Raw genomic sequence first — 12,640 nt, forward strand, 5'->3', positions numbered from 1 at the left:
TTTAAAAACAAAGGGGTTTAGTAACTAATTATGGTATATTCTAGTAACCCTATCTACGCCATCTATTGTTTTAATATTATCGATTAGTTTTTTAAGAATGTTATTGTTAGGTACAATAACCGCTAATGTTCCGTTAAAAAGCCCTGCTTCTCCACTCAAAGAAATACTTTGAATATTTACATGCATATTGTTGGAAACAACTCGGGTTAATTCGTTGGTTAATCCCAAACTATCCATACCTGTGATTTCGAGAATGGCTTTAAATTCTTGTTGCGAGGAATCTACCCATTTTGCTTGCATGATTCGGTAAGCATAATTAGATTGCATACTAATTGCATTTGGACAGTCACGTTTGTGTACTTTTATTCCTTCGTTAATGGTAACAAATCCAAAAACAGGATCTCCAGGAATAGGATTACAACAAGCAGATAATTTATAATCAAGTTTGTCTTGTTCTGCTCCAAAAACAAGCATGTCATAATTGCTTGACAACTCATTTTTATTTATTAATTCAGGATTATAACTCGGACTTCTTTTCATTTTGCTTTTAAAGAAGTTCATAAAAGCATTACTTTTTTGAGCAGCAAAATCCTTTAATTGTTGATTGTCAATAGCGCTAATTCCAACTCTGTAAAATAAATCTAAGCTAGTTTTTAATTTGAAATAATTAACCAATTCATTAACAGTAGATTCGTTTAATGATATTTTTAAATGTTTTAATTTTCGAGTTAATATTTCTTTTCCGTCTTCGGCAATTTTCTTGGTATTCTCGTTAAGTACGTTTCTGATTTTATTTTTCGCTCTCGATGTGGTTACATAATCGATCCAGTTTATGGTTGGTTTCTGGTTTTGAGAAGTAATTATTTCTATTTGATCGCCACTTTTTAGTTCGGTATTTAACGGAACCAATCTTCCATTTACTCTTGTGCCTCTTGTGCGAATTCCAATTTCTGAGTGAATACTAAAAGCAAAATCTAGTGATGTTGCGCCTTTGGGTAAAGATTTAATTTCGCCTTTTGGCGTAAAGACATAAATCTCTTTTGCATATAAATTCATTTTGAAATCTTCTACAAAATCGACTGCATTGGTTTCAGAATTTTCTAATGCTTCTTTTAATAAATTTAACCAAACATCGAGTCCGCTTTCTTCGTTTGCGCCTTGTTTGTATTTGTAATGTGCTGCATATCCTTTTTCGGCAATTTCGTCCATGCGTTCGCTACGAACCTGAATTTCTACCCAACGTCCTAAAGGTCCCATAACGGTAATATGTAATGCTTCGTAACCAGTAGATTTTGGAGACGAAATCCAATCTCGTAATCTGCTCGGACTCGGACGATAATGATCTGTTACTATTGAATATATTTTCCAAGCTAAGAATTTTTCGTCATGCGGATTTGATTTGTAAACAATTCGTAAGGCAAATTTGTCGTAAACTTCATCGAAAGTGACGTTTTGAGCTGCCATTTTTCTACGAATAGAGTAAATAGATTTCGGGCGACCTTTTATAATATATTCGACACCTTCTTCGTCGAGAGATTTTTTTAATACATCAGTAATATTTTTAATGTATTGGTCTTGTTCCTCTTTAGTTTCTTTTATTTTACTTACAATATCATTGTAAACAGCAGGTTCCGTATATTTTAATCCTAAATCTTCGAGTTTTGTCTTGATGTTGTATAAACCCAATCGATGGGCGAGTGGTGCGTATATGTATAATGTTTCGGAAGCAATTTTAACTTGTTTATGATCCACCATCGATTCCATGGTTTGCATATTGTGCAATCTGTCGGCAAGTTTTATGATAATTACACGAACATCATCATTTAGTGTAAGCAACATTTTACGAAAGTTTTCGGCTTGCATCGAAATGTTCATGTCCTTTTTTACCTGGGAAATTTTTGTTAATCCTTCTACAAGTTGTGCTACTTTAGGATTAAACATTTGCTCAATTTCTTTGACAGTAATATCAGTGTCTTCTACAACATCATGCATTAATGCTGCGGCAATGGCAGTTGCTCCTAAACCAATTTCTCCAGCTACAATTTTTGCCACGGCAATTGGGTGAAAAATATAAGCTTCGCCAGATTTTCGGCGTTGGTCTTGGTGTGCATCAACAGCAACATCGAAGGCTTTTCGAATGAGTTTTTTGTCTTCTGGCGTAAGTGTTTGGTAACTTATGCGAAGTAACTCCTTGTATTCTTGCGCAATAGCTTTATTTTCCTTTTCGATATCAATTTCTACCATAACATTGTTGTTCAATTCCTAAAGTTAGGATAAAAAAATGAATTACGAAAGGTTTTTTTATTACTGAAATTGATTTTTTATATTGAATTATATTTGATGCAGTTTTTTTTGCGTTAGGGATTGCTTCGCCAGTTCGCTCTTTCAGGCTCGGGTGAAACGGAAATCCTTTTTTGGGTTTTTCTCCCAAAAAAGATTGAAGTGTATAGCCCGACCCTTGTGGTAACGCCTAAATTAGATATTGTTTTTTGATATTGATTTTTTAAAACCCTCTTTGTCGTTTGGCTTCAAAGATTAAAATCGCTGCTGCTACCGAAACATTCATACTGTCTATTTCGCCTTGCATAGGAATAATAATATTTTGCGTTGCGTTGTCCCGCCATTCCTGAGTTAAACCAGTAGCTTCGGTTCCTACAACTAATGCGGTTGGTGTGGTGTAATTTTGGGTGTGATAGGAAGTCGAGTTTTGTAATGTGGCACAATAAAAATTGATATTTTTTTCTTTTAAAAAAGCAATAATTTCTTGTGTTGTTCCTGTTGCGATTTGCCTTGTAAACAAGCAACCTACGCTAGAGCGAACAATATTTGGATTGTATAAATCTGATTTTGGATTGGCAATAATAACTGCGTCTAGATTTGCTGCATCGGCAGTGCGAAGTAATGCTCCAATATTTCCTGGTTTTTCGGGTGCTTCGGCAACAAGAATTAATGGGTTTTTAGATAATTTTAAATCCGATAAAAGGAATGGTTTTGTCTTGGCAATGGCAAGAATTCCTTCGGTGGTATCGCGATAGGCTAGTTTCTGATAGACTTCTTTCGAAATTTCGATTAAATCAGCAGGCTGATTTATTAATTTTTGGATTTGTTTTTCGGTAATTAAATCAGGTAAAAACAAGATGGTTTCTATGATAAATCCGCCTTTCAGAGCTAATTCTATTTCGCGTTGTCCTTCTATTAGGAAAGTTCCAGATTGCTTTCTGGCTTTCGATTTTTCTTGTAATAAAACCAACGATTTTATAAACGGATTTTGTGAGGAAGTTATTTGTTTCATTTTGAAATAGAAAAGGTTCAAAGTTACTAAGTTTTTTCAAACTTCAAGTAAATATTCAACAACCTAAAAAAGGTTTTTTAATCCGATAAGTTTTGGTGTATTTTCTGTAATTTTGCACAACACAACTATATAAATTCACAACTTTCTCATGTTTTACCTTTTAGATATTATTGGAACAATGGCTTTTGCTATGTCTGGTGCATTAACCGCGATGAACAAAAAGATGGATCCGTTTGGCGTTTTTATCATAGCTTTTGTAACAGCACTTGGTGGTGGTACCTTACGTGATGTCATGATTGGTAATACTCCTGTGGGTTGGATGAAGGATTTAAATGGTGTTTATGCTATTATACTAGCGTTTTTATTAGCGTTTATTTTTAGAAATAGATTCGATAAACTAAGAACTTCTTTGTTTGTTTTTGACACGATTGGATTGGGAGTTTTTACATTAATAGGAATTCAAAAAGGGATTGATATTCACCTACATCCTGTAATTTGTATTGCGGTGGGAACGATGACAGCTTGTTTTGGGGGTGTTATTCGTGATATTTTGTGCAACGAAATTCCTGTAATTTTTAGAAAAGAGATTTACGCAACGATTTGTATTATTGGAGGAATTATTTTCTTTCTTTTGAAGAAATTAAATTTTGAAGATGATATAATTTACCTAATGACTTCATCAATCATCATCATTATTAGATTGATGGCTGTAAAATTCAAATGGAGTTTGAAACCAATTGTAAATAAATCGTAATTATCTATTCAAGAAAACCCAACCAACAATTGGTTCGGTGTTTTTAGAGTCATTTAAATTTAAAACATAATAATAAGTTCCTTCTGGTAAATCGCCTTTAGAAACTACTCCAGCTTGGTTCGATTTTCCGTCCCAATCGGGCGAGTTTATATTTCCTTCCCAAACTAATTTCCCCCAACGATTGTAAATTAATAAACTAAAATTAGGATAACCTCTTAAATTTTCAATAAAAAAAGAATCGTTAGTTCCATCTCCATTTGGTGTAAAGTGATTATAAATAATTGGCAGACAAGGTTTGGTAATAAGTATAAACTCGGTTACGGAAAAGCAATGCGCATTAGTAATTCTTACAGATATTGTTTTTGGTGTGGTTTGCGCACTATAATTTGAGGTATTAATTATTGGATTTGTATTGGTAACAGCATCGGCATTGGTTTCGAAAAAAGCAACAATATCGGTCGCATTTTTTTTGGCAAGTTGCTCGTAATCAGAAAAATTGAAAACGCCTTTTTCATTGTAATTACTACAAACAGTTAGGTCTGGAAGTATATTAAATTCTGGCGAAAGCCAAAGCGTTACATTTTGTATATAATTGTTATTATTTTCATTGGTTTCGGTCACACTAGCGATTCCATTATTATCGTCGACAACAAATTTTAAATCGAAAGTAGCAGGAATTGTACTTGGAATAGCAACTGTAATTTGATGATTTCTACTTTCTCCAATAGGAATATCTACTGTTGTTTGTGTAGTTCCTACGGCTTGATTGTTTGCATAAACAGTAATAAAAGTACCTGCTGGAAGAAAATTTGTACTATTTGTATTACTAACTGTATAATCGATTATTAAGGTTCTTGTGTTGCAAGATTGTGCAATAGCATCAATTTTGACAGTGGCATCTGGAAGTTGGCTATTTAGTTTGGTAACTATCGAATTAATCATCACAAAATCCCTGTCCGATGTCAGCTGAATCGTAGCACTTACATCGCCAATATTTATATTATTTTGTATGTTGTACACATCAAGATCCATATTGTATAAAAATTCCGAACCAGTAAAACTATTCGTGCCGTTAAATGCATTGTCTGCTGGGTTTAATGGCGGATTACTTATCAGATTTCCGTTGATGCGAAGCGATTCGTTTTCGGCAATACTTCGATCGCCTTCCCAAGCCAAGAAACCAATTTTTGCATCTTGATTGTCTATCACATTTAGACTGTTTAATGTAATATCGATGGCGTTCGGGACAAATTGTAAACCATCATAAACATTCAGCTGATTCAGCGGAAGCGCACTATTTTTGTAAACAATTATTATTGCCCAACCACCAAAATTTGTCCCATTACTACAATAATCAGGAATGACAGCGGTCAAATCTAATTCAGAAAAAGTGTAGTTTCCGTTTCCTGTGGTTTGAACTAAAGTGGTTATATCTGCAAAAGCACTAAAAAAAGGTCTTCCAGAAGTGGCTTGTATCACGCTAAATTGTCTTGAGGAAGTAATATTTGTACTATTCAATTTCACATCAAAATCTCCTGTTCCAGAACCAGCCCAATACAAATAAGCAGCTTCAATTGTATCGCCTATATTTAAGTTTACCACATCAGAAGAACCAGTAGTAATTGTACACGGCGCACCTGTTCCGTTTTCGTCGGTATTTAGTGTGTTTCCTACAAATGTAAAATCATATCGTCCGTTAAACTGATTATACAATGTAATATTTTGAGCATAAATGGTATTTATCCCAACAATGAAAATAACAATTGAAAAAAGTAGTTTTTTAGTCATTTATAATAGAAACATTTTTTTAAAGATACTATTTTTATGATTCTGTGCTTCTAAATTTGAAAGATTTATGAAAAAATGTGTAATTTTCCGAAGTTTAAATAAATTAGGTGAAAGATTACTCAGTTCGACCATACGAAGCAAAAGATTATTCGCTTTGGAACACTTTTATTAATGAAGCAAAAAATGCTACTTTTTTGTTTCATCGTGATTTTATGGAATATCACAAAGATCGATTTGATGATTTCTCATTGATGGTTTTTGATAAAGAAAAACTCGTGGCGATTTTGCCAGCAAATAGAGTAGGAGATACTGTTTTTTCGCATCAAGGACTCACTTATGGTGGGTTAATTTATTCCGATAAATTGAAATTAGCTGTTGTTTTAAACGTTTTTCAGACGGTTTTAAAATTTCTTAATAATATTGATATTAATACCATTAATATAAAAATAATTCCGTCTATTTATCATATAAAACCTACCGAAGAACTCATGTATGCACTTTTTTTAGTTGATGCAAAATTGTACAGACGAGATAGTTTGTCAGTTATCGATTTAATGCAAAAAAACAAACTGAATCAAGGAAGGCTTGAAGGTGTAAATAAAGGTATTAAGAATGGTTTAGTTGTTAAGGAAGAAACAAATTTTTCGTTGTTTTGGAATCAAATATTAATACCAAATTTAGAAAAACGACACAATACAAAACCTGTTCACGCTTTACAGGAAATAGAAATTTTACAAGCTAAATTCCCTAAAAATATTCGTCAGTTTAATGTTTATTTGGAAGATAAAATAGTGGCAGGAACCACAATTTTCGAAAGCAATCAAGTGGCTCATGCTCAATATATTTCGGCAAACGAGAATAAAAACGAATTGGGAAGTTTAGATTATTTATACCATCATTTACTTACTGAAGTTTTTGGGGATAAAAAATATTTCGATTTTGGAATATCAAACGAAAATCAAGGAAAAAATCTAAATAATGGCTTGTGTTTCTGGAAAGAAAGTTTCGGAGCCAGTACAATTATTCAGGATTTTTATGAAGTAAAAACGAGTAATTATATTTTATTAGATAATGTAATATTATGATTCGATTTTTAGATTTAAATAAAATTAACAAACCTTACGAAGTAGCTTTTCAAGAAAAGTTGCAATCCGTAATGAATTCGGGCTGGTATATTTTAGGTAACGAAGTAAAAACTTTCGAAGAAAATTTTGCTAATTATTGCGGAACCAAACATTGCATAGGAGTTGGTAATGGTTTAGATGCATTGGTGCTTATTTTTAAAGCCTATATTCAGTTAGGAAAACTGCAAAAAGGCGACGAAGTTATTGTTCCTGCAAACACTTATATTGCTAGTATTTTAGCCGTTTTACAAGCCGACTTAATTCCTGTTTTGGTCGAGCCAAAATTAGAAACGTACAATATAAATTCTGATTTAATTTCAGAAAAAATAACTCCGAAAACCAAAGCAATTCTTGCAGTTCACCTTTATGGGAAATTGGCTGAAATGGACAAAATAAATGAAATTGCAAATCAGCGTAATTTATTGGTTATAGAAGATGCAGCACAGTCGCATGGTGCTTTACCCAACACCCAACACCCAACACCCAACACCCAAGCCTACAGTTTTTATCCAGGGAAAAATTTAGGAGCTTTAGGTGATGGCGGAGCAATTACAACAAACGACGACGATTTAGCAAAAACTATAAAATCATTACGAAATTATGGTTCTGAAACTAAATATTACAATAATTTTATTGGCGTAAATTCTAGATTAGACGAGCTTCAAGCAGCTTTCTTAAATGTAAAATTACCTGATTTAGATTCAGATAATGAAAAAAGAAGAACGGTTGCAAAACGCTATATTTCGGAAATAAAAAATGATAAGATTACTTTGCCTTTTTTGGATAATACTACTAATCATGTTTTTCATTTGTTTGTTGTCAGAACTCAAAATCGCGAAAAATTGCAACAATATTTGTTAGAAAACGGGATTGAAACGCTCATACATTATCCGGTGGCACCACACAAACAAAAAGCCTTGTCTGGTTATAATAATTTGTCTTTTCCTATTACTGAAAAAATACACGAAGAAGTTTTAAGTTTGCCCATAAGTCCAGTTATTACAGATGATGAAGTTGGTTTTATTATCGAAATTTTAAATCAATATTAATTGAATTTTTTAAAAAATATAACTTCTTCACAACTATTTAAAATCACTTCTTTAAATAGCATTAGTGTATTAATTAAGATTGGAGTTGGATTAATCACTTCGAAAGTTTTGGCTATTTTCGTTGGTCCATCTGGAATGGCATTGGTAGGAAATTTGCGTAATTTTTTAACTTCGGTCGAAAGTGTTTCGACTTTAGGATTTCAGAACGGAATTGTAAAATATGTTGCCGAAAACGAAGAAGACAATCTTCAATTCAAAAAAATATTTTCCACCTTATTTTTTAGCTTACTTGCTGTTACAATTGTTATAAGTAGCGTGTTGTTTTTTTTTGCAAATCATTGGAATCAAGTTGTTTTTGGAAGTAAATTAGAATATTCTTACGTATTTAAAGTATTGGCAATTATCTTACCATTATATGCTTCGTCGATATATTTAATTGCTATTATAAACGGATTAGGACGATTTAAAACAGTTATTTATATTAATATTATAGGGAATATTATAGGGCTTTTTGTTACGTTATTTTTTATTTGGAAATGGCTGGTTCTCGGTGCTTTATTATCCATCATCATCACGCCATCGTTATTGTTTTTTGTTACGGTTTATTACATTTCTAAAGAAATTTCGATACTAGATTCTATCAGTTTTAGTTTTTTTGATTTTAAAATCATTAAAAATCTATCTCATTATTTTCTAATGGCTTTGGTTTCAGGAATTTTTGGGCCTATAGTTTTTTTAGCAATTCGAAATCAAGTTATAGATAATATTGGATTAAAAGAAGCAGGTTTTTGGGAAGCAATGACAAGAATATCTACTTATTATTTACTTTTCGTAAACACGTTGCTTACCGTATATTATTATCCAAAATTAGTGCAGGCAAAAACAAACGAAGAAACAAAATTAGTTTTTTGGAGTTTTTACAAAAATGTATTGCCATTATTTGCTGTCGGATTATTTGTCATTTATTTGCTACGAGGATTAATGATAAAAATACTTTTTACTCAAGATTTTGAGCCAGTTTCTGATTTATTTTTGTGGCAATTGGTTGGCGATTTCCTAAAAGCAGCTTCTTGGATTTTAGGTTTTCAGTTTTTTGCAAAAAAGATGACAAAAGCATTTATCGTTACCGAAATTGTATCATTATTAATACTTTATTTTTCGAGTATTTATTTTATCAATATTTTTAATATTGAAGGAGTTGTTATAGCTCACGCATTTACTTATGGGATGTATTTGTTGGTTTTAGGAATTTATTTTAGAAAAAGTTTGTTTTAATGAAAGATATACAAACAAATAAGGGTTATTTTTCAGCATTAACTGGCGTAAGGGCTATAGCTGCGTTTATGGTTTATTTTCACCATTTTAATCCAATTAATAAAAATATATTTGGACAAGGGGTTTATGATTTTTTTTCGGAGTTACATATAGGAGTTACCTTGTTTTTTGTATTGAGTGGTTTCTTAATAGCTTACAGATATTATAATCTCGAAAATATTAATTTTAAAGAATATATGATTAATCGTTTTGCGAGAATTTATCCCATGTATTTTTTGCTAACAACAATCACATTTTTATTTTTTGCGATTTTGCATGCACAATATTCATTTTCAGATTTTAAAATTTACTTCTTAAATATTACTTTTTTAAGAGGTTTTTTTAATGATTTTAAATTTACTGGAGTTGGACAAGGTTGGTCGCTTACAGTTGAAGAAATATTTTATATTATTGCTCCATTATTATTTATAGTTGTTAAAAAAAGCAAACTATTCTTACTTGCATTACCTATTTTAATATTAATGACAGGATTTTTATTAGTTTATATATTTCAAGATTATTCTTTTTATGGCTTGATGAAGACTCAAGATTTTATGCTCGATTTTACTTTTTTTGGGCGTTGTATCGAGTTTTTTATCGGAATAAGTTTGGCTATATTTATTAAGAAATTTGAAAACTTAAATTTCAGGGTTATCACTTATTTTGGATTATTTTCAATTTGTTTTTTTGTATTCCTATTATCAATATTAAAAGTTGGAGATGGTTACGGAACAGATTGTATGTTTGGTAAAATCATCAATACATTATTACTTCCATTATTTGGAATTGCTCCACTTTTTATTGGTTTGATATTTGAGAAAACATTAATTTCTAAAATATTAGAGAGTAGATTGTTTCAAATATTAGGCAAGAGTTCCTATGTTTTTTATTTAATACACATGGGAATATTTGTTGCTGTTTTAAATAAAATAGGAGAAAATTATATTTTCCATTTTGTGAGTTTAAATATAATTGCAATAATTTTGTATCAGTGTTTAGAATTACCAGTAAATAATTATCTAAGAACTAAATTTTCTTCGGTCTAATTATTTCCCCAAACCTCTAAATACTTTTCAGCAATTTTCACATAATCATGCTCCTTTTCTACAAAAGCTTTGGCTCGTTTGCTAATGGCAATAATTTCATCTGGATTTTCTATCAAAAAAGACAATTCATTTACTAAATAAGCAACGTCTGGTTTTGCATTTACACATACCTTTTCCTGAATATTATAATAATCAGTAAACTCCTTTTCGGCGCCGGTAAAAACAACTTTTCCTTTTGCCATAGCTTCTAGCGCATTATAGCCCTGATCGCAACAAAAACATTGATCTAAAAGAATATGGGCTTTATTATATAAATTTATATAAACGGGATAAGGAACTGTTTTGGTAATAATTATTTCTACTCGATTACCATATTTTTCTTTTATTATTTCTAGCGCTTTTTCAAAATAAGGCATGCCTTTTTGATTATAACTATATTTATTGATACCTAAAAAAATAATTATTTTGTCACTAATAACAAGCTCGTTATAACTGAATTTTGTGTAATTGATAGGATAAGGAATCAATCCTAAATAATTAGGTGCTTTTTTGTTAGCTTCCACATAATCAAAATCTGTGGCAATAATACCATTGAATTTTTCTTTTATGTAAAGATGAATTTTTATATGACTTCTTTTAAAATAAGTAAAAAAAGGTTTAAATTCTTTCAATTTTGAGTTTTGAAAATAAGGTTGCAAAAGCGATTTGTAGTTTTTGTTTTCGGTATAAAACTTTAAAGTCAAATAATCGATACCAGATGATAAAACAAAGATTTTGTTATTACTAGCACAAATCTTTTTTATTAAAAATAATTCTAATTTTTTAGATGTTTTTATAGAAGCTTCATTAACAAATTGTACAACATCGAAGTTTTTGAGTTTTGGAAGCAAAAAATAAAAACGAATTCCGTATTCTAAATCAGCTAAATCAAATTTAAAAAGACGGTAAATAATTTTTCTTGGAATATCAAATAGTTTGGTTTTAAGCCATTTAGCTTCATAATCATAATCGACAGGATATTTTTTGAAACCATCGCTATTTCCGGCTAAAATAACCTCATGACCAAGTTGGAGCAACCCTTCTTTTAAAGAATTGTGCAAAAGACTGTATTCTCCAACAAGTAGTATTCGCATAATTGTTATATTTGAAACGAAAATAATAAAATAAGAATGATATTACCCCATAAAAAATATAAAATTGCTTTAATTGGCTTTAGTTTGGGAGAAGGCGGAGGCGAAAAAGTCATGGCAAATTTGTCTATTTTTTTTGATAAAATGGGTATCGAAATTCATAATATAATTGTTCTAGACAGAGTAAATTATTCTTATTCTGGAAAACTTCTGAATTTAGGATTACTAAAAAATGAAAGTAACGGATTTGTAAATAAATGCAAAAGACTTCTCGTTTTAAGAAAATACTTGAAGGCCAATAATTTTGATTTTATTATAGATTTTCGCCCCAGAACTAAATATATACAAGAGCTAATTTTGTCAAAATTTATATATAAAACTAAAACCATTCTAACAGTACACAGTTATCTTATAAATTATTATATGCCTAAAAATAAATGGCTGACCAATCTAATTTATAAAGACTGTTATGCTACGGTGACTATAGTAGACAAGATAAATGAACTCATAAAAGATAGGTATAATTTAAAAAATTTGGTAACTATTTCTAATCCAATTCGTCTTGAAGATGTTTATGAAAAACAAAATGAAAGTTTAAATATCGATTATGAATATATTATTGCCGTTGGACAATTTGAAAATAATGTAAAGCAATTTGACAAATTAATTTTAAGTTATTCAAATTCTATTTTGCCAAAAAATAAAATTCATCTCATTATTTTAGGAAAAGGAAACAAGCAACCATTAGAAAAAATAGCAAAAGAAAGTAATATCGAAAGTTTAGTACATTTTTTAGGTTACCAAGAAAATCCGTATAAGTTCTTAAAGAATGCAAAATTTTTTGTTCTAAGTAGCTTAAACGAAGGTTTGCCCAACGTAATTTTAGAATCGTTAGCTTGTCAAACACCAGTAATAGCTTTCGATTGTGCTACAGGACCAAGAGAAATGATTATCGATAAAAACAACGGTATTCTTGTAGAAAATCAAAATTTAGAGAAACTAACCCAAGCGATGAATTTGTTTATAGAAGATACAACCCTATATAATTTTTGCAAAAAAAATGCTTTACAAAGCGTACAACGTTTTTCATTAGAAATAATTGGTCAACAATGGTTAGATTTGATGAAAATTAAAATATAAACA

At 30.7% G+C, this 12,640-nt stretch carries 10 protein-coding genes; 6 read left to right on the forward strand and 4 right to left on the reverse strand.

Annotated elements, in window-relative coordinates; translation table 11 throughout:
* Positions 1-24 precede the first annotated feature (24 nt).
* Positions 25-2,244, reverse strand: coding sequence for a RelA/SpoT family protein (locus BM053_RS03775; protein WP_091474194.1), 2,220 nt, complete (start codon positions 2,242-2,244; stop codon positions 25-27).
* A gap of 259 nt (positions 2,245-2,503) precedes the next feature.
* A complete protein-coding gene (locus BM053_RS03785; protein ID WP_091474197.1) occupies positions 2,504-3,292 on the reverse strand; it encodes a TrmH family RNA methyltransferase in 789 nt (262 codons plus the stop codon).
* A 148-nt stretch (positions 3,293-3,440) separates the two neighbouring features.
* On the opposite strand from BM053_RS03785, the gene BM053_RS03790 reads away from it, so the two are divergent.
* Positions 3,441-4,046, forward strand: a complete 606-nt coding sequence (locus BM053_RS03790) for a trimeric intracellular cation channel family protein (RefSeq protein ID WP_091474198.1) — start codon at positions 3,441-3,443, stop codon at positions 4,044-4,046.
* Here the strand turns inward: BM053_RS03790 and BM053_RS03795 are convergent, their stop codons facing one another.
* Complete coding sequence (locus tag BM053_RS03795; protein ID WP_091474199.1) at positions 4,047-5,834, reverse strand: T9SS type B sorting domain-containing protein; 1,788 nt, start codon at positions 5,832-5,834, stop codon at positions 4,047-4,049. It abuts the gene before it with no gap.
* A 107-nt stretch (positions 5,835-5,941) separates the two neighbouring features.
* On the opposite strand from BM053_RS03795, the gene BM053_RS03800 reads away from it, so the two are divergent.
* From BM053_RS03800 to BM053_RS03815, 4 genes are read left to right on the forward strand one after another with little or no spacing between them, the layout of a single operon-like run.
* A complete protein-coding gene (locus BM053_RS03800) occupies positions 5,942-6,919 on the forward strand; it encodes a GNAT family protein (protein ID WP_091474200.1) in 978 nt (325 codons plus the stop codon).
* Positions 6,916-8,007, forward strand: a complete 1,092-nt coding sequence (locus BM053_RS03805; RefSeq protein WP_091474201.1) for a DegT/DnrJ/EryC1/StrS family aminotransferase — start codon at positions 6,916-6,918, stop codon at positions 8,005-8,007. The genes BM053_RS03800 and BM053_RS03805 overlap by 4 nt, the downstream gene beginning before the upstream one ends.
* Positions 8,008-9,282 carry an O-antigen translocase gene (locus BM053_RS03810; protein WP_091474202.1) on the forward strand — a complete coding sequence of 425 codons (1,275 nt, stop codon included), beginning with the start codon at positions 8,008-8,010 and terminating at the stop codon, positions 9,280-9,282. It begins immediately after the preceding gene.
* Positions 9,282-10,367 (forward strand): acyltransferase family protein, encoded by a 1,086-nt coding sequence (locus BM053_RS03815; protein WP_091474203.1) that lies wholly within the window; start codon positions 9,282-9,284, stop codon positions 10,365-10,367. Before BM053_RS03810 ends, BM053_RS03815 begins: the two co-directional genes overlap by 1 nt.
* Here the strand turns inward: BM053_RS03815 and BM053_RS03820 are convergent.
* Positions 10,364-11,500, reverse strand: a complete 1,137-nt coding sequence (locus BM053_RS03820; RefSeq protein ID WP_091474208.1) for a glycosyltransferase family protein — start codon at positions 11,498-11,500, stop codon at positions 10,364-10,366. The genes BM053_RS03815 and BM053_RS03820 overlap by 4 nt on opposite strands.
* Before the next feature lie 36 nt (positions 11,501-11,536).
* Here BM053_RS03820 and BM053_RS03825 point away from each other — a divergent pair, with 36 nt between their 5' ends.
* Entirely contained in the window at positions 11,537-12,637 is a 1,101-nt protein-coding gene (locus BM053_RS03825; protein WP_091474211.1) for a glycosyltransferase, read from the forward strand.
* Positions 12,638-12,640 lie beyond the last annotated feature (3 nt).

Origin of the sequence: Flavobacterium swingsii, assembly GCF_900111965.1 — a bacterium.
GTDB classification, from domain to species: Bacteria; Bacteroidota; Bacteroidia; order Flavobacteriales; family Flavobacteriaceae; genus Flavobacterium; species Flavobacterium swingsii.

Bases quoted from the DNA above. Each gene is read 5' to 3' on its own strand.
- BM053_RS03775 (WP_091474194.1), bottom strand. From the start codon at position 2,244: ATGGTAGAAATTGATATCGAAAAGGAAAATAAAGCTATTGCGCAAGAA.
- BM053_RS03785 (WP_091474197.1), bottom strand. From the start codon at position 3,292: ATGAAACAAATAACTTCCTCACAAAATCCGTTTATAAAATCGTTGGTT.
- BM053_RS03790 (WP_091474198.1), top strand. From the start codon at position 3,441: ATGTTTTACCTTTTAGATATTATTGGAACAATGGCTTTTGCTATGTCT.
- BM053_RS03795 (WP_091474199.1), bottom strand. From the start codon at position 5,834: ATGACTAAAAAACTACTTTTTTCAATTGTTATTTTCATTGTTGGGATA.
- BM053_RS03805 (WP_091474201.1), top strand. From the start codon at position 6,916: ATGATTCGATTTTTAGATTTAAATAAAATTAACAAACCTTACGAAGTA.
- BM053_RS03815 (WP_091474203.1), top strand. From the start codon at position 9,282: ATGAAAGATATACAAACAAATAAGGGTTATTTTTCAGCATTAACTGGC.
- BM053_RS03820 (WP_091474208.1), bottom strand. From the start codon at position 11,500: ATGCGAATACTACTTGTTGGAGAATACAGTCTTTTGCACAATTCTTTA.
- BM053_RS03825 (WP_091474211.1), top strand. From the start codon at position 11,537: ATGATATTACCCCATAAAAAATATAAAATTGCTTTAATTGGCTTTAGT.